Origin of the sequence: uncultured Mediterranea sp. (genome assembly GCF_902493215.1) — a bacterium.
Lineage (GTDB): Bacteria > Bacteroidota > Bacteroidia > Bacteroidales > Bacteroidaceae > Bacteroides.
On record NZ_CABUOL010000004.1, the window covers coordinates 136,774 to 155,208 of the forward strand.

An 18,435-nucleotide genomic window follows, 5' to 3' on the forward strand; every position below is an offset into this window, starting at 1 on the left:
CTTCGTATCATTGCTCTGAAAACGAACACCCGGACAAACTTCACCTTATCTATATGCGAAATCCGTGCCAAAAATGCAAACCATTCATAATCAATGGAAAGAGTAAAATCAGAAGTGTCCGATATCGGACAGTGTGTACATTTTCGGATAGTTGACAGCAATCACATCCAGCCGTAAAAAAAAGATTCCCCTGCTCACCCGTGAATGGCAAACAGGGGAAAAATATCAACAGGAAAATCCAGCCGAAGCTGAAAAGAAAGAATCTGGCAGATTACCGCAGCCGCAGACGGTCGCCCACTTCGGGAACATATTCGCCGTCCTTGCGGTTCATCTTGTAGAGATACTTCAGACGGATACCATACTTCTGGGAAATGCTGTGCATAGAGTCGCCGTCGCGCACAATGTGGACGGTATAAGGCTTCTGTGCCTTCTTGTTCTTCTTCTTCAGATAGATGATGTCGCCCGCCTCGAGGGTATACTCACGGTGCAGGTCGTTATAGTCGACCAGCTTCTTCCAGCTGATGTCGAACTCACCGCCCAACAGTTCGAAGCTGTCGCCGTCACGGGCCACCACATAAGCCAAGCCATTGGCGATATACACCTGATGGGGATTGAGCAGCCAAGGTTTCTTCTTGATTTCCTTCTCCCACTTGCGGGCTTCACGACGGCCCATTCCCTGATTGTCGTACTTATACAGTTCGTAGTCCTCGATAATCGTTATCAGTCGGTTGGCATACGAGGGATCGGTGGCATATCCGGCCTTCTTCAGTCCGCGGGCCCAGCCCTTGTAATCGGTAATCTTCAGTTTGAAGAGGAAGGCATAGCGTGCGCCGCTGGTCAGGAACTTGGAATGGTCTTCGTAGGAATCGCGTACATTGCGATAGGCACGGAAGCATTCACCCCGGGCATCGTCGTCGTGATACACCCGACGGCCGCGCCAATTGCTATGACACTTGATGCCAAAATGGTTGTTGCTCTTGCGGGCCAGCACACTCTGCCCCGCCCCGCTCTCGAGAAGTCCCTGAGCCAGCGTAATGCTGGCCGGTATCTTATGCAACTTCATCTGCTCTACCGCAATGGGAGCATATTGCTTGATATATTCGTTGTAACGGGAGTTTCTGCGTTGTGCCTGGACAGGCAGAAGCAAAACGAGAAGAGCCGTAAGGGCCAACAGTCGGAACATATATTTCATGTCGTTGTCATTGATTCGGGCACAAAAATCTGCAAAAGAATTGATATTTCCAATCACTTTCCTATCTTTGTAACATTAATTACATAAACCCTCTCCCCATGAAAGAACTGAATATACACATCGACATCCGCATTTATCCATACGAAGAACTCACTGCTGCCGACCGCGAACTGATAGACGCCGCCCGCGAGGCCACACATCGCAGCTATGCCCCCTACTCCCATTTCTCGGTAGGAGCCGCCGCCCGTCTGGCGGACGGGACTATGGTCTGTGGCAGCAACCAGGAAAATGCCGCCTATCCGTCGGGCCTCTGTGCCGAACGTACCACCCTGTTCTATGCCAACTCGCGCTATCCCGACCAGGCTGTGGTGACACTGGCCATCGCTGCCCGAAACGAGCAGGGTGAATTTCTGGACGACCCCATTCCGCCGTGTGGCGCCTGCCGTCAGGTAATGCTCGAGACAGAGGCCAGATACCGGCAACCCATGCGCATCCTGCTCTACGGACGCCGGGGAATCTACGAAGTGAAGAAAGTAGGCGACCTGCTTCCCCTGTCGTTCGATGCCTCGTCCATGCAATGACAGGCTTTCTGAGCCTTCCTCCGGATGCCGTTGCATCCACCCGTCGTAACGAAGCACTTCGTGACCTTCTCATGCAGTGCTTCGTTACCCCCTAAGGAAGCACTGCATGACCACCTGACGAAGCACTTCGTCGGACCCTCACGAAGTGCTTCGTCAGAACCTCATTCCACACTTCCATCACACGACTGCCGGCCGACGTTTTGCCAGAAAAAAACGGATGTGCACAAATAACCGTAATTCTGGTATCTCCGTTTCTCTATTTTTTTCTTATTTTTGCAGCGTATCACTCGAAAAATGATACACGACAATTTTACCTTACTAAAAACAGACACTTTATTATGTTACGTAAAATCAGACTGACTCTGGCCATCGTATTCTTTACGCTGATTACCCTATTGTTCCTCGACTTCACGGGGACACTGCACACGTGGTTCGGCTGGATGGCCAAGATCCAATTCCTCCCTGCCCTGCTGGCACTGAACGTGGGAGTGGTACTGGCCTTGGTGATTCTCACCCTGCTGCTGGGCCGTGTCTATTGTTCGGTCATCTGCCCGTTGGGCGTCTTCCAGGACATTGTAGCCTGGTTCGCGAAAAAGAGCAAGAAGAACCGCTACCGCCATTCGCCCGCCCTGTCGTGGCTGCGTTATGGTGTGCTGGGCGTGTTCGTCATCGCACTGGTGGCAGGCATACATTCGTTTGTCGCCCTGCTGGCACCCTACAGTTCGTACGGACGCATCGCAGGCAACCTATTCGCCCCTGTCTACCAGTGGGGAAACAACCTGCTGGCCTATCTGGCCGAACGGGCTGACAGCTATGCCTTCTACGACACCACCGTCTGGCTGAAGAGTCTGCCCACGTTCGTCATTGCCGCCGTCACGCTGGTGGTACTCATTGTACTGGCCTGGCGAGGCGGACGTACTTATTGCAACACCATCTGCCCCGTAGGTACCGTACTGGGCTTCCTGTCGAAATATGCCTACCTGAAGCCGGTCATCGATACTGACAAGTGCGTCAACTGCAACCTCTGTGCACGCAACTGCAAAGCTTCGTGCATCGACGTCAAGAACCACCGCATAGACTACAGCCGCTGCGTGGCTTGCATGGACTGTCTGGACAAGTGCAAACACCAGGCCCTGCACTATGCCCATCCGACCCAAACAAAGACTGAAGCAACCGGAAAGAAGGACGAAGGAGGCAGTTCGCGCCGCGCCTTCCTGGCCTCAACGGCACTGGCGGCCTCGGCTGCCGTACTGAAGGCCCAGGAGATGAAGGTGGACGGCGGACTGGCTACCATCGAAGACAAGAAGATACCCCGCCGCAAGACACCCATCCTGCCGCCGGGAGCCCAAAGTGCCCGTCACTTCGCCCAACACTGCACGGCCTGCCAGCTCTGCGTGTCGGTATGCCCCAACGAGGTACTGCGTCCCTCTACCGGCCTGATGACGCTGATGCAACCTTTCTCTTCGTACGAACGCGGCTACTGTCGCCCCGAGTGTACCAAGTGTTCGGAAGTCTGCCCTGCGGGAGCCATCAAGCCCATCACCGTGGCCGACAAGTCGTCCATCCAGATAGGGCACGCCGTATGGATCAAGCGCAACTGCGTGGTGAAGACCGACAAGGTGGAATGCGGCAACTGCGCACGCCATTGCCCCACGGGAGCCATCACCATGGTGCCGTCGGACCCCAACAATCCCGATTCGCTCAAGTTCCCGGCCATCGACACGGAACGCTGCATCGGTTGCGGTGCCTGCGAGAACCTTTGCCCGGCCCGTCCCTTCAGCGCCATTTATGTGGAAGGACACGAACGGCACCGGATTATTTAGCGGTGAACGGTAAACGGTGAGTGGTGAGCAGGGCATCGGTTGCCCTCCTTACCTCGCCTTTAACTTCTATAACTTCTTAACTTCTCTAACTTCGTATTTTATGAACGACCAGAATCATTCCAACGATATGTCCCGCCGCGAGTTCCTGAAGATTGTAGGTATCAGTACGGCCACCACAACCGCGGTATTAGCCGGATGTGGACCGAAGGACTCCGCTTCCTCCTCCCTGCAGGCCGAAGGAGAAATCCCCACCGACAAGATGACCCTGCGCGAAAACCCGAAAACTAAAGAGAAAGTATCGCTGCTGGGCTACGGCTGCATGCGCTGGCCCACCCTGCCCGCTCCCGAAAAGGGCGGCAACGTCATTGACCAGGATGCCGTGAACGAACTGATAGACTATGCCATGGCCCACGGTGTAAACTACTACGATACGTCACCTGTTTACGTACAGGGTTGGTCGGAACGGTCAACAGGCATCGCCTTGAAGCGCCATCCGCGCGAGAAGTTCTTCGTGGCTACCAAGCTGTCCAATTTTTCCAACTATACGCGCGAGAACTCCATCGCCATGTACAACCGTTCGTTCTCGGAGCTGCAGGTAGACTACATCGACTATTACCTGCTGCACTCCATCGGCAACGGTGGCATCGAGACCTTCCGCGCCCGTTACATTGAGAATGGCATGATAGACTTCCTGATGAAGGAACGCGAGGCCGGCCGTATCCGTAACCTGGGCTTCTCTTTCCACGGTACCAAGGATGTGTTCGACGAGGTACTGGCCATGCACGACCAGGTGCACTGGGACTTCGTACAGATTCAGCTGAACTATGTAGACTGGAAATACGCCTCGGGACGCAACGTCAACGCCGACTACCTCTACGCCGAACTGGAAAAACGCCACATACCGGCCATCATCATGGAACCGCTGCTGGGCGGACGTTTGTCCAAGCTGCCCGAACACTTGATTGCAAGACTCAAGCAACGCGGCCCCGAAGCGAGCGTAGCCTCATGGGCTTTCCGCTTTGCAGGCACGTTCCCCGACGTACTGACGGTGCTGAGCGGCATGACCTACATGGAACATCTGCAGGACAACCTGCGCACCTATTCGCCGCTGGTACCCCTGACGGACGACGACCTGGAATTCCTGCAGCAGACGGCCGACCTGATGAAGCAGTACCCCACCATCCCCTGCAACGACTGCAAGTACTGCATGCCCTGCCCCTACGGCATCGACATTCCTGCCGTACTGATACATTATAATAAATGTGTGAACGAGGGCAATCTGCCCACTTCGCAGGAGCACGCCAACTACCGCGAAGCACGCCGGGCCTTCCTCATCGGGTACGACCGCAGTGTACCCCGCCTGCGCCAGGCCAGCCACTGCATCGGCTGCGGCCAATGCGTGTCCCACTGCCCACAAAGCATTGACATTCCCGAAGAACTGCACCGCATCGACCGCTATGTGGAGCAGTTGAAACAAGAAACGCTGTAATCCGAAAAGACAAAGAATGAAAGAACTCATAGACATGCTTCACGCAGGAGGATACTCCTGCGTGATAGCCAATGGTGACCGCATCCGTACGTTCACACAGCGGGGTGTGGCCGACCTTTATGACCTGCTGGTACAGGAGCCCGAATTCCTGTACGGCGCATCCGTAGCCGACAAGGTCATCGGCAAGGCGGCTGCCTCACTCATGGTGCTGGGCGGCGTGCGCGAAGTCTACACACGCACCATCAGCCGGCCGGCTCTCCAGCTGCTGCAAGAGGCAGGGGTCATGGTGACCTGCGACGAGGTAGTGGACCACATCATCAACCGCGACCGTACGGGCTGGTGCCCGCTGGAACAGGCCAGCCGCGACCTCCACTCGGCCAAAGAAATTTTCCCAGTTATCGAAAAATTTATTGCCAACTTAAGAAAAAAAGCATGAAAGAACGGAACCTGACAGGAAGCCTGCTGGCCCTCCTGCTACTGACATCGCCTGCCGTCCAGGGACAGCAGGACACCACACGCATTGACCGTAACCTGACCATCGACGAAGTGGTAGTAACCGGCACCCGCAACAAGACCGACATCCGCCACCTGCCCATGACCATCTCCGTCGTGGGCCGGAAGCAGTTGGAAAGCAACTACCAGCCCTCCGTACTGCCCACACTGACCGAGCAGGTGCCCGGTTTCTTCACCACCAGCCGCGGCATCATGGGCTACGGCGTGTCCACCGGCGCTGCCGGAGGCATGAGCCTACGAGGCATCGGCGGAAGCCCCACGGCCGGACTGCTGGTGCTCATCGACGGGCATCCGCAGTACATGGGACTGATGGGGCATCCCATAGCCGATGCCTACCAGACAATGATGGCCGAACGCGTGGAGGTGCTGCGCGGACCGGCCTCGGTACTCTACGGCTCGAACGCCATGGGCGGCGTCATCAACATCGTCACGCGGCAGATGGAGGAAGAAGGCTCGAAGACCGACGTACAGGCCGCATACGGTTCCTACAACACCCTGCAAACCGAGGTAACCAACCGCCTGAAGCGCGGACGCTTCAGCAGCATCACCACCGGTTCGTACAACCGCAGCGACGGACACCGGCCGGATATGGACTTCGAGCAGTATGGCGGCTATGCCAAACTGGGCTATGACTTCAGTGACCGGTGGAAGCTGTGGGGCGATGTCAACGTAACCCACTTCAATGCCTCCAACCCCGGCACCACCGCGGCGCCCTACATCGACAACGACTCGCGCATCACCCGCGGCATGGCTTCGGCCGCCCTCGAAAACCACTACCGCCGCACCTCGGGCGCACTGAGTTTCTTCTACAACTGGGGACGCCACCGCATCAACGACGGATACCATCCGGGCGAAGAGCCGCAGACATCGCACTTCAACTCCAAGGACCGCATGATGGGCCTGTCGTGGTATCAGAGCGCCACGCTGTTCAAAGGCAACCGCATCACCGCCGGCATAGACTACCAGCACTTCGGCGGCGAGTCGTGGTACAAGGTACTGGCCACGGGCGAAAAGCAACCGCAGGTGGACAAGCAGCTGGACGAAGTGGCCGGATACGTGGATTTCCGGCAGAACATCGGCCGATGGTTGTCGGTTGACGCCGGACTGCGTGTAGACCATCACTCACACACGGGCACGGAGTGGATACCCCAGGGCGGACTGGCCTTCCACCTGCCCCGGCAGGCCGAGTTGAAGGCCATGGTAGGCAAAGGCTTCCGTAACCCTACCATCCGCGAGCTGTTCATGTTCTCCAAGAATCCCGACCTGCAGCCCGAGAGCCTCGTCAGCTACGAGCTGGCCTACACGCAACGTCTCTGCGACGGCGCACTGGCTTACGGCCTCAACCTCTACTACATCGACGGGAAAAACATCATACAGGTAGACCCCGCCCAGCGCAAGAACGTGAACACGGGACACATTGAGAACTGGGGTACGGAGGCCACCGTGTCCTACCGGTTCAACGCCCGCTGGCAGGCCAACGCCAACTACAGCTGGCTGCACATGGAACATCCCGTGCTGGCTGCCCCCGAACACAAACTGTACGTTGGTGCCAACTACCATCAGGGACGGTGGACAGCCTCGAGCGGCGTGCAGTACGTCCGCGGCCTCTACACCTCCGTGACGCAGGGACAGGAAAAGCAGGAAACTTTTGTGCTTTGGAACTTGAATATCGGCTACCGTCTGTGTAACTTTGCAAGCCTCTTCGTGAAAGTCGAGAACCTGCTGGCACAGCGCTACGAGATCAACGCGGGCTACCCCATGCCGAAGGCCACCTTCATGGGAGGTGTACACGTAAACTTTTGACCCTACCTAACTGCTGAAACGATGAACGAACAGGAATGCGACCGCACCGCCCGCCGGTGCATCTTCTACAACGACCAGCTGCTGATACAGAAACACCCCGACGGCACCTGCACCCTGCCCACAGGCGAACAGCTGCCCGTGGCCCCCGCTGCAGAGCAAACGGTACACCGCGTCACCCTGCCTACCGGGGAACAGGTCTATGCATTTGCCATCGACTATCCCGTAGCCGAAACCTCCGAATGGATGATGACAGGCCTGCGTGCCTCGTTCGACCATCTGCCCCTTTCGGACTACAAGGCAGCCGGCAAGGCCTACCAGATACTCTACTGGGACCGGCACAGCCGCTACTGCTCCGTCTGCGGCACACCCACCGAGCAGCAGACCGACATCATGAAGAAGTGCCCCCGCTGCGGCAACGAGCTCTATCCGCCCATCTCCACCGCCATCATCGTGCTGGTGCGCCGCGGCGACGAGATACTGATGGTGCACGCCCGAAACTTCCGCGGTACCTTCTACGGACTTGTGGCGGGCTTCCTCGAGGCGGGCGAGACGCTGGAGCAATGCGTCCGCCGTGAGGTAATGGAAGAAACGGGGCTCACCATCCGAAACATCACCTACTTCGACAGTCAGCCCTGGCCCTATCCCAGCGGCCTGATGGTAGGTTTCTTCGCCGATTACGAAAGTGGCACCATCAAGCTGCAGGAGGACGAGCTTACGGCCGGCGCCTTCTACCACCGCAACAACCTGCCCGAATTGCCGCGCAAGCTGAGCATCGCCCGCCGTCTCATCGACGCCTGGCTCGAAGGGCGCGACAAGTCCTGAAAGATTTCTTCGTACGCCGACGGGGCAGGTAGTAATTGCCACACAGGCAGGTAGCGATTACTACCCGAGCAGGCGGCAATTGCTACACAGGCAGGCGGCAATTACTGCACAGGCAGGCGGCAATTACTGCACAAGCAGGCGGCAATTACTGCACAAGCAGGGATATAAAAAACGTTCCCCCTTTCCGCTCTTCCCTACAAAAGGGAAGCATACGGAAAGGGGGAACGGTCAATTAGCCGTAACGCAGGCCGCAGGTCAGATACCCAGCGACGCACGCACTGCCTTCACCTTTTCTTCAGCATCGGCATTGGCACCGGCGTAGCACTTGGGACATCCCATCTGGCCCTTCACCTCGATGTAGAACTTGATCTTCGGTTCCGTACCCGAGGGGCGGACAGAAATCTTCGTACCGTCTTCTGTGAAATACTGGAGTACGTTCGAAGGTTCGGGCATGTCGAGCTTGCTCACCTTGCCGTCGGCACCGGTCATCTCCAGCGTCTTGTAGTCCTTCACCACGCATACCTTCGAGCCACCGATTTCCTTCGGCGGGTTGGCGCGGAAGTTGTCCATCATGGCCTTGATTTCTTCGGCACCGCTCTTGCCCGGCTTCACCACGTTGACGGTAGTTTCTTTCGAGAAACCGTATTCTACGTAGATATCCATCAGCACGTCGTAGAGTGTCTTACCCTGATCCTTGGCCCAGGCACAGATTTCAGCCAGCAGCGAGCAGGCCGAAACTGCATCCTTGTCGCGCACGAAGTCTTCGGCCAGGAAGCCGTAGCTCTCTTCACCACCGCCGATGTACTGCTGCTTGCCTTCGCGCAGACGGATTTCGCGGGCAATCCACTTGAAGCCCGTGTAGCAGTCGAGCATCTCGACCTTGTTCTTGTCGGCCACAGCCTTGATAAGCTCAGTCGTCACGATGGTCTTCACGATAAAGTCGCCCGGCTGCATCTTGCCCGTAGCCAGACGGTTCTTGATGATATAGTAAAGGAAGAGCAGACAGGTCTGGTTGCCGTTGATGAGTACCCACTCGCCCTTGTCGTCCTTGCAGGCCATACCTACACGGTCGGCATCGGGGTCGCTGGCCATTACAATGTCGGCATTGATTTCCTTGGCCAGCTTGATGGCCAGTGTCAGTGCCTCGGCATTCTCGGGATTGGGCGAAACCACCGTCGGGAAGTTACCGTCCTTCACCATCTGTGACTCCACGCAATGTACGTTCTCGAACCCCCATACCTTCAGAGAGGCAGGAATCAACGTACGTCCGGCACCGTGAAGCGGCGTGTAAACGATGTTCAGGTCCTTCTGACGCTTGATGACTGCGGGGTCGATGGAGATGGAGTGTACCTTCTCCAGATATGCCTTGTCCACATCCTCACCGATAATCTGGATGAGTTCCTTGTTGCCGTTGAACTTGATGTCGGCCACCTTCACCTTGTTCACCTCGTCGATGATGGCGGTGTCGTGCGGAGCCAGTACCTGTGCGCCGTCGTCCCAGTAGGCCTTGTAGCCGTTGTATTCACGCGGATTGTGGCTGGCAGTGATGTTGATGCCGCTTTGGCAGCCCAGGTGACGGATGGCGAAAGACACTTCGGGCGTAGGACGCAGGTCGTCGAACAGATAGACCTTGATGCCGTTGGCCGAGAAGATGTCAGCCGAGATTTCGGCAAACTTGCGGCTATTGTTGCGGCAGTCGTGACCCACAACTACGGAAACGGGCTGGCCGGCAAAGCACTTGTTCAGATAGTTGGCCAGACCTTGCGTAGCGGCACCCACGGTATAGATGTTCATGCGGTTGCTGCCGGCACCCATGATGCCGCGCAGACCTCCCGTTCCAAATTCCAAATCCTTGTAGAAGCTTTCTATCAGCTCCGTCTTATCATCGTTCTCAAGCATTTTCTTCACTTCAGCCTGAGTCTCGGCATCGAAAGCCGGTCCCAGCCATTCCTGAGCTTTCTCGGTAACCACTTTAATCAAATCTTGATTTTCCATAAACTCTATTATTTTATAGGTTAAAACATTATCTTTTTTATAGTCCGACAAAGATAATCAGATAAAATGAACAAACAAATTATTCGGGAATTTTATATCGGTCGCCGGTCTGCTTCACGTATTCCTCGAGGAACTCCTTCGGATAGCCCGGACGGATGACACCTGCCGGCTGGCCGATGGCATTGCGTTCGAACTTGCCGTCCTTCACGCGCTTCACCACACCGTCATTGTATTTCACGATAAGGAATTCGCCGAGGCGCTTCCAGGCGTCGTGAGTGCTTTGGGCCGTCATCACGGTGTAGTTCGTCAGGAATTCCTTGGCCTTGGCCGGATCGGTTTCCAGCAGTTTCACGGCAACGGCTTCGATACCCTCCTGTGCCTGGTTGAAGGTAGTCTCTATTTCGGTCTGCACGGCCCGCACGTCGTCCATCATCAGGTCGTAGCGCGGATATACCATGTTGGCCACCCAGTTGTATATCCAGAAGGAAGACTTCCAGGAGAAGGTGATGTAGTCGGCACCGTCCACACGGGTGTAGCACTCGGGCACACGGGTGGCACAGCAATAGACGGGCGTGAACACCGTCATATTGGCATCGTCCAGGCCGAACCACAGCACACCGCCCACGGCGTCGGGCAGGTTCTCGCGCATCTGCGCCACGAAGACGAAGCCGCTCTGCTGGGTGGAGATGGGACGCTCGTTGAAGTATTTCTGTCCGTTCACCTCAAACTCCAGCGGCGAGAGGCGGTAGGGAGTGTGGTAAGGGCCGGCACCGAAGTCTTTCGTGATGTCGAGCGCCGTGCCTTCGTAGTGGTCGCGCATGGCGTTCTTCACGTCCTGTACGGAGATTTTGCGGTTGGGCTTCACGTAGAGGGGCATCGGCTCGTCGGTTGTACCCTGAATATAGGACAAGAACTCCTCGCCGCGGTCGGTAAACATATTGAAGTAGCTCCACACGCGGGCCTCGCAATAGCGGCGTGCACCAAAGTCGAGCGGCGCATAGGCTTTGGAGAAGCTGAAGTCCTTGTTCACCCCGTTGAAGTAGCCCTTCTCGCGGGCAAAGGAGATAACGTCGGGCGAATACATGCAGTTTTCCTTGTCGTTCATGTCGAACTGATGGATGCGGCTCTGGTTGGCATGGGCCGAGATGCAGTCGTCCGGCACACGGACAGCCACCCACACGGCTCCACGTACGCCAGGGCCTTTGCCTATCATTTCCATAATCCACACCTCATTGGGGTCGGCAATGGTGAAAGACTCGCCACTGCTGTAGTAGCCATACTCCTGCACCAGCTCGGTCATCACCTTGATGGCCTCGCGTGCCGTACGCGAACGTTGCAGGCCCAGATAAATCAGACTTCCATAGTCGATGATACCTGTTGTATCCACCAGCTCAGGACGACCGCCGAAGGTCGTTTCGCCGATGGTCAGCTGGAATTCGTTCATGTTGCCCACCACGTTGTACGTCTGGCGTGCCTGCTCTATCTGTCCCAGGTACTTGCCCGTATCCCACTCATAAATGTTAATCATCGTTCCCTTCTTGTGCATGCCAGCAGGGTAGTGATACAACTCGCCGAACAGCGAATAGGAGTCGGCCGAATAGGAAATGATGGTCGAACCGTCGGCCGACACGTTCTTGCCCACAATGAGGTTGGTACAGGCCAGTGCATCGGCCACGGCTGCCGCCATGCAGACGACGGCAAGGGTCAATTTTCTAATCTTCATAATCGATACTTATTAATTAATTTATCATTTACCATTAATCATTAACCATTTATCTTTTTTACCACACAAAACGGTACTGGCGGGTGGTGACGTTGCCGCAACCGTCGGTGACACTCATCACCAGCACGTGGCTGCCCCCCTTCTTCACCCGACGCGGGTCGAGCCGGCACACCAGTTCTCCCTTCACCGAGTTCGGCTTGCCGAAGAGGGCATACTTCCCGTCGATGGTGCCGCGATAGGAGGCAATGCCTGTCTGCGCGTCCTTCGCCTTGAAAACGATGCGACCCGAGCGTCCCCAGCCGGCCTGCCCCACAGGTGTCAACACGGGCGGAACGGTATCGATGGCGACGGTGTAGGTAGCCAGGTCGCGCACCTTCACCTCCATATAACCGTCCACGTAGCGGCCGCCCATGTTGTACTTGCGGCCCTTGGCACTGATGCTGGCCACGTAGTACTTCGTGCTGTCGGCCAGCGGACGGCGGCGCAATCCGATGCGAAGGTTGCATGCCTTGTACAGAGATATGTTACGGTCGTTCAGCTGATAGGTGAAAGCAATGTCACCGCTGTCGGCACGGACGGCATAGTTCAGGTAAGCATCCTCGTAGAGCACACCGCGGGGCAACACCAGTTCGAGGCCGGGTTCCTGCAGGTAGTTCACCTTGTCCCAACGGAAATGATACTTCTCACGATGCTCCACCGCAGGGATGTCGCTCCGACGGCCCTGCACGGTGAAGCGCACCTTCGACTCGTTGCCCAGCGCGTCGCGCAGCGTATAGACAAAGCGGTAGGGCCGCTCCTCGTCGATGGTCACCAGTCCGCGGTTGCCGTTGGAGGCATGCAGCAGGCGGAGGCGGTTGCCGGGGTCGATGAACGACTTCATGTACTGCCCGTAGGTCCAGGAGTTGATGTAACGGTTCTCGTCGTAGGCAAAGCGGTTCACCACACTGCGGAAGACTTCCTGCCCGTCCACTTCGAGAATCACCGTATGCACGCCGTAGCGGTTGTGCACCCCGTCCATGTAGTCGTAGGCACGGATGCCCGCCCCTATCTCACCCCAGGCCGTGATGCCCGCCGTCTGGTTCAGGGCAAAAGCCTGCCTTGTCGTCTTGCCGTTCACCACGCCCCGTCCGCGTTGCGGGAAGAGCATGATGCCCTGTGCCCTCGGCGCCGTGTGGTCCTTCACTTGCTCGGCAAAGAAAGGCAGCGGATCGACATACTCGTCCGTGGCCGTCTCGATGACGTCCAGATGCAGATGCGGACCGAACGAATAGCCCGTATTGCCACTATAAGCGATGACCTGCCCACGGCGGACGGGGTATTCCCCCGCCTCGGGCACAATCTCCACCTCCCAACTCTCCTGCTCGTATTGCAGGTCTTCCACCCGCCGGGCCATGTCGCCCGCAAAAGCTTCCAGGTGGCGGTTGATGGTGGTATAACCGTTGTTATAGACCACGTCGAGCACGTAGCCCGAACCGTGCGTCACACGGATGCGCGAGATGTAGCCGTCGGCCAGCGCACGCACCGGCTTTCCCGTCACCCCTCCCGTCTTGAAGTCGAGCCCTCCGTGGAAGTGGTTGGCCCGCAGCTCGCCGAAGTTTCCGCTGAACGTAATGGGATGCGTGAAAGGATTGACAAAAGAAGCCGAATCGGCCGGCACTTCCACCTTCAGCGAAGCGGCTCCGCACAACCATCCGACCCATATTAATAAGGATATATAATGTTTTACCATCAGCAGCAATTTTAGGTTTACAAAGATAGTGCAAACCGAGAGAAGTACAAAAGGCGAAAACAACGTTTTCTGACTTTTTACTTCCGAGGTGCAGCCTATTTTATGAAAAGATAGTGCAAACCGAGGGAAGTACAAAAGGCGAAAACAACGTTTTCTGACTTTTTACTTCCGATGCCTAGGGAACGGCAGCCTCCCTCCCCACTTTCGCCTGCCTTCCCCCGTAGAAAGCATTCCTTCAGTCAGCCGGAAATCTATATCTTAGCCGCTCAGATGCACATCTTGCGTGCTCAGATGTATATCTCAGCAGCCAAGATGTATATCTGAGCACGCAAGATATAACATTCAGGCGGAGAAAGGATAAACTTCCGACGGAGAAACCCCGTCCGAAAGCCGGAGGAAGAGCGACCATATACGTAAGAAAGGAAGCCGGAAATGCTGCAAAACATACGCCTAGAGGAAACACTTTGTCAGCTTTTTCACTATATTGCGACATGTTTAACCCCTAACACTTTACATTATGGTTATTGGCGTACCGAAAGAAATCAAGAACAACGAGAACCGTGTCGGCATGACGCCGGCCGGAGTAGCCGAACTCGTCAAGCGGGGACACACCGTGTACGTACAGCAAACGGCCGGCAACAACAGCGGATTTGCCGACGAAGACTACGTGAACGTGGGCGCAAAACTGTTGCCCACCCTCGAAGAAGTCTATGCCGCCGCCGAGATGATTGTCAAGGTCAAGGAACCCATTACCCCCGAGTACAAACTCATCCGCCGCAACCAGGTGGTGTTCACCTACTTCCACTTCGCCGCCGACCGTGCCCTGACCGAAGCCATGATAGAAAGCGGAGCCATCTGCATCGCCTACGAAACCGTCGAGTTGCCCGACCGCTCGCTGCCCCTGCTCATCCCCATGAGCGAAGTGGCCGGCCGCATGTCCGTACAGGAAGGCGCCCGCTTCCTCGAGAAGCCTCAGGGAGGCAAGGGCAAGCTGCTGGGAGGCGTGCCGGGCGTTCGCCCAGCCCGTGTGCTGATACTGGGCGGAGGCATCGTGGGATGCAACGCCGCACAGATGGCCGCCGGCATGGGCGCCGAAGTGATGATAACGGACATCAACCTGGCCCGCCTGCGCTACCTAAGCGAGGTATTGCCCAAGAATGTGAAGACCCTCTACTCTTCGGCCCACAACATCCGCATGGAGCTGCCCACCGTCGACCTCGTCATCGGCTCCGTCCTCATCCCCGGCGACAAGACGCCACACCTCATCACCCGCGACATGCTTCCGCTGATGAAGCCCGGCACGGTACTGGTGGACGTAGCCATCGACCAAGGCGGCTGCTTCGAGACGTCGCACCCCACCACGCACAGCGAGCCGACGTATGTGGTGGACGGCATCGTGCACTACGCCGTGGCCAACATTCCCGGCGCCGTGCCCTTCACCTCGACCATGGCCCTGACCAACGCTACCCTTCCCTACACCGTAGCCTTGGCCGACAAGGGTTGGCAGAAGGCCTGCAAGGACGACCCCGCCCTGGCGCTCGGCGTAAACGTGGCCGGCGGGAAAGTGGTCTACAAGGCTGTGGCCGATGTCTTCGGCCTGCCCTACGAAGAACTTGCACTGTAAGACCAATAGGCAAAAAATCAGGCACGGACTTCACGGATATGCGTGGAAACACTCGAACCAGCGTTTCCACCTTCCTCCGTAAAATCCGTGCCTGAAGTTTCTATATCGTCTTTCCGCTCAATTCAGGATTTCGGCATCTTCCGCCTGGTCCTTCAGGGCTTCCACATCCTGCGGTTGCGGACGATGGCGGGTGAACTTCATCCAGTTCACCAGTTCGGACAAGGCGTAGACAAGACACGTGGCACCGATAATGATAAAGGCCGTCGAACGTACCCCCGTGGGGTTGAACAGCGTGACGATGCCAGCTATCAGAATCAGCAACGGCACCACATAAAATCCGCCGGGCACCTTCATCCAGCTTCGTGCTGCCATGAGCGAAGCCATCTGCTGGACACCTCCCATCATCAGGATAAAGCCCAGCACAAAAGTCAGCAGGTCGGCAAAGAAACCGGGCATGATGACCAGCCAAAGGCCGAACAACAGACTGCCCACCCCTTCAACAGGGAAACGTCGGCGCAGTTCGGGTTTCTGCACCAGATAACCGATCAGGCTGACGAGCGAAGGCACCAGAAAAACCACTCCGATGGTAATCACCAGATACTCACCGGCCTGTGCGGGAAACATGACCAGCAGCAGTCCGATAATCAAAGCGCAAATGATGCGCATCAATGAATAATTCAATCCTTTCATATCTTTCATTAATAATATGTGTACAACATCCGGCAAGGACGATTGGTTCGCCCTCCCTGCAAAGATATGCCTTTTGTGCCACACCTGCAACGAAAACTTGTTCAAATCCAATCCATAAATGCTTCACCTGTAATCGGAGGAATTGTTTATTATTGAATAAATCCGTAACTTTGCACTATCATTCACCCCAAACAACGGAATGCGAAATGAAAACAGCAGATTGCCCTTCAGTATTATTGATTTATACCGGTGGTACCATCGGTATGATTGAGAACCCCGAAACGGGAGCCTTGGAAAGCTTCAACTTTGACGAACTGCTCAAGCACGTGCCCGAACTGAAACGCTTCAACTGCCACATCTCCACCTACCAGTTCAACCCGCCCATCGACTCGTCGGACATGGAACCGGAACTCTGGGCCAAGATTGTAAAAATCATCAGCAGCCACTACAACGATTACGACGGCTTCGTCATCCTGCACGGCACCGACACCATGGCCTATACAGCCTGCGCCCTGAGCTTCATGCTCGAGAATCTGTCGAAACCCGTCATCCTGACCGGCTCGCAACTGCCCATCGGCATGCTGCGCACCGACGGCAAGGAAAACCTCATCACTGCCATCGAGATAGCCTCTGCCCGTCGCCCCGACGGTACACCCATGGTGCCCGAAGTCTGCATCTTCTTCGAGAACGAGCTGATGCGCGGCAACCGTACGACCAAAATCAATGCAGAGAATTTCAACGCCTTCCGCTCGTTCAACTACCCGCCATTGGCCAAAGTCGGCATCCACATCCGTTACGAGGAACACCTCATCCGCCGCCCCGACCCGTCGCGGCCGATGAAGCCCCACTATCTGTTCGACACCAATGTGGTGGTGCTTACCCTCTTTCCAGGCATCCGCGAGAGCATCGTCAGCTCCGTGCTCCACGTGCCCGGCATCAAGGCTGTCGTACTCAAGACCTTCGGTTCGGGCAACGCTCCACAGAAAGAATGGCTCATCCGCCAGCTCAAGGAAGCGAACGACCGCGGCATTGTCATCGTGAACATCACCCAGTGCCAACGGGGTGTAGTCGAGATGCAACGCTACGGCACCGGCCTGCAACTGCTCCAGACGGGTGTCATCAGCGGTTACGACAGTACACCCGAATGTGCCGTCACCAAACTGATGTTCCTGCTGGGACACGGTCTGAACCAACAGGAAGTGCGCCGCCTCATGGATTCCAATCTGGCAGGCGAGATAACCAAAACATGCTGATGATATAGGAATATACTTGGAATATACATAAAAAAAACGAGCTCGTTCTCACGAACCGCCCGTCCACAGAAGAAAAGCCCCAATGGCTTTTCTTTTTTAGTCAATCGTTATCCAAAAATCAATCTTTCTCTTTACACTAAATCTAATACACTAATGAAAAACACTTAAAAAATAGCCTATGAAAAAACTTTTATTGTTTTATGTCTTCTGCGGTTTCACAACCACAATGCAAAGGTAGCGCTTTTTCAGCTACCTGCAAATTTTCGTCTTCAGAAAAGCTGTTATATAACATAATTTTCAAGAATGTCAGACATATTCACACAATCCGGCCTCCAAACTCCATTCCAACCACTGCCGAGGATAAAAAACAAGCCACCGAAATACATCTCCCGAGTATTCCGATGGCTGTCCCCTTTAAACACCTTTAAACAAAATGAAATTTATCGTTCCTGCCGATACATGGGTTCAGGCCCGTGACCGGCACATTGTCTCAACAAAACCGGTTATTTTCTGGCTTCTGCAATGTAGCCCAACGCTTCCTTGCATTTCTCGGTAACATAAGCCCAATCTTCGGCAGCTACCTTGTCTTTGGGGAAGAGCTTGGAACCCATACCTACACAGAACACACCAGCCTTGATCCAAGAAGTCAGATTTTCCTGAGTAGGCTCAACACCACCTGTCACCATCAACTTGGACCACGGCATGGGAGCCAACAGGCCCTTCACCAATTTCGGTCCCAGCACATCGCCCGGGAAAATCTTACACAAGTCGCAACCGGCTTCCTGTGCAAAGCCAACTTCGGACACACTGCCGCAACCCGGCGTATAAGGCACCAGACGGCGGTTGCATACCTTGGCAATTTCGGGATTGTACAGCGGACCAACCACGAAGTTGGCACCCAGCTGAATATAAAGGGCAGCCGTTGCCGGATCGACAACCGAACCTACACCCATCGCCATTTCAGGGCATTCCTTGGCTGCATACTTCACAACTTCAGCAAATACCTCGTGAGCGAAATCGCCACGGTTGGTAAACTCGAAAGCACGGACACCACCTTCGTAACAAGCCTTCACTACTTTCTTTGCCACTTCTGCGTCTTTATGGTAGAACACAGGCACCATGCCGGTAGAACCTATCTTGTCCAATACGGCTATCTTATCAAATTTTGCCATTGCTATACTGTCACATTATTTATTGT

At 55.7% G+C, this 18,435-nt stretch carries 14 protein-coding genes; 8 read left to right on the forward strand and 6 right to left on the reverse strand.

What is annotated here, in order from left to right; genetic code table 11:
- Positions 1-271: 271 nt before the first annotated feature.
- The gene (locus RDO88_RS04010) at positions 272-1,192 is read right to left on the reverse strand and encodes a glucosaminidase domain-containing protein (RefSeq protein ID WP_307758134.1); all 921 of its coding nucleotides are present in this window, start codon (positions 1,190-1,192) and stop codon (positions 272-274) included.
- A gap of 98 nt (positions 1,193-1,290) precedes the next feature.
- Here RDO88_RS04010 and cdd point away from each other — a divergent pair, with 98 nt between their 5' ends.
- The 6 genes from cdd to nudC all read left to right on the forward strand — a co-directional run bounded on the left by cdd (position 1,291) and on the right by nudC (position 8,223).
- Entirely contained in the window at positions 1,291-1,773 is a 483-nt protein-coding gene (gene cdd / locus RDO88_RS04015; protein ID WP_307758135.1) for a cytidine deaminase, read from the forward strand.
- 338 nt (positions 1,774-2,111) lie between these two features.
- Complete coding sequence (locus RDO88_RS04020) at positions 2,112-3,596, forward strand: 4Fe-4S binding protein (RefSeq protein WP_307758136.1); 1,485 nt, start codon at positions 2,112-2,114, stop codon at positions 3,594-3,596.
- Positions 3,597-3,696: 100 nt separating this feature from the next.
- The gene (locus RDO88_RS04025) at positions 3,697-5,085 is read left to right on the forward strand and encodes an aldo/keto reductase (RefSeq protein ID WP_307758137.1); all 1,389 of its coding nucleotides are present in this window, start codon (positions 3,697-3,699) and stop codon (positions 5,083-5,085) included.
- Positions 5,086-5,101: 16 nt separating this feature from the next.
- On the forward strand, positions 5,102-5,521 hold the full coding sequence (locus RDO88_RS04030) for a DUF1893 domain-containing protein (protein WP_307758138.1): 420 nt from the start codon (positions 5,102-5,104) through the stop codon (positions 5,519-5,521).
- Positions 5,518-7,401, forward strand: a complete 1,884-nt coding sequence (locus RDO88_RS04035; RefSeq protein WP_307758139.1) for a TonB-dependent receptor domain-containing protein — start codon at positions 5,518-5,520, stop codon at positions 7,399-7,401. The genes RDO88_RS04030 and RDO88_RS04035 overlap by 4 nt, the downstream gene beginning before the upstream one ends.
- 21 nt (positions 7,402-7,422) lie before the next feature.
- Positions 7,423-8,223, forward strand: a complete 801-nt coding sequence (gene nudC, locus RDO88_RS04040; protein WP_307758140.1) for an NAD(+) diphosphatase — start codon at positions 7,423-7,425, stop codon at positions 8,221-8,223.
- 255 nt (positions 8,224-8,478) lie between these two features.
- Here the strand turns inward: nudC and RDO88_RS04045 are convergent, their stop codons facing one another.
- The 3 genes from RDO88_RS04045 to RDO88_RS04055 all read right to left on the reverse strand — a co-directional run bounded on the left by RDO88_RS04045 (position 8,479) and on the right by RDO88_RS04055 (position 13,670).
- A complete protein-coding gene (locus tag RDO88_RS04045; protein ID WP_307758141.1) occupies positions 8,479-10,218 on the reverse strand; it encodes a phospho-sugar mutase in 1,740 nt (579 codons plus the stop codon).
- Between the two features lie 79 nt (positions 10,219-10,297).
- On the reverse strand, positions 10,298-11,941 hold the full coding sequence (locus RDO88_RS04050) for a C69 family dipeptidase (RefSeq protein WP_307758142.1): 1,644 nt from the start codon (positions 11,939-11,941) through the stop codon (positions 10,298-10,300).
- 58 nt (positions 11,942-11,999) lie between these two features.
- Positions 12,000-13,670 carry a M23 family metallopeptidase gene (locus RDO88_RS04055; RefSeq protein WP_307758143.1) on the reverse strand — a complete coding sequence of 557 codons (1,671 nt, stop codon included), beginning with the start codon at positions 13,668-13,670 and terminating at the stop codon, positions 12,000-12,002.
- A 517-nt stretch (positions 13,671-14,187) separates the two neighbouring features.
- On the opposite strand from RDO88_RS04055, the gene ald reads away from it, so the two are divergent.
- The gene (gene ald, locus RDO88_RS04060) at positions 14,188-15,294 is read left to right on the forward strand and encodes an alanine dehydrogenase (protein WP_307758144.1); all 1,107 of its coding nucleotides are present in this window, start codon (positions 14,188-14,190) and stop codon (positions 15,292-15,294) included.
- Between the two features lie 117 nt (positions 15,295-15,411).
- Here ald and RDO88_RS04065 read toward each other — a convergent pair whose 3' ends face one another.
- Positions 15,412-15,984, reverse strand: a complete 573-nt coding sequence (locus RDO88_RS04065; RefSeq protein ID WP_307758145.1) for a DUF308 domain-containing protein — start codon at positions 15,982-15,984, stop codon at positions 15,412-15,414.
- Between the two features lie 206 nt (positions 15,985-16,190).
- On the opposite strand from RDO88_RS04065, the gene RDO88_RS04070 reads away from it, so the two are divergent.
- Positions 16,191-17,237 carry a type I asparaginase gene (locus RDO88_RS04070; protein WP_307758146.1) on the forward strand — a complete coding sequence of 349 codons (1,047 nt, stop codon included), beginning with the start codon at positions 16,191-16,193 and terminating at the stop codon, positions 17,235-17,237.
- A 503-nt stretch (positions 17,238-17,740) separates the two neighbouring features.
- On the opposite strand, the gene RDO88_RS04075 is transcribed toward RDO88_RS04070, so the two are convergent.
- The gene (locus tag RDO88_RS04075) at positions 17,741-18,409 is read right to left on the reverse strand and encodes a bifunctional 4-hydroxy-2-oxoglutarate aldolase/2-dehydro-3-deoxy-phosphogluconate aldolase (RefSeq protein ID WP_307758147.1); all 669 of its coding nucleotides are present in this window, start codon (positions 18,407-18,409) and stop codon (positions 17,741-17,743) included.
- Between the last annotated feature and the right edge of the window lie 26 nt (positions 18,410-18,435).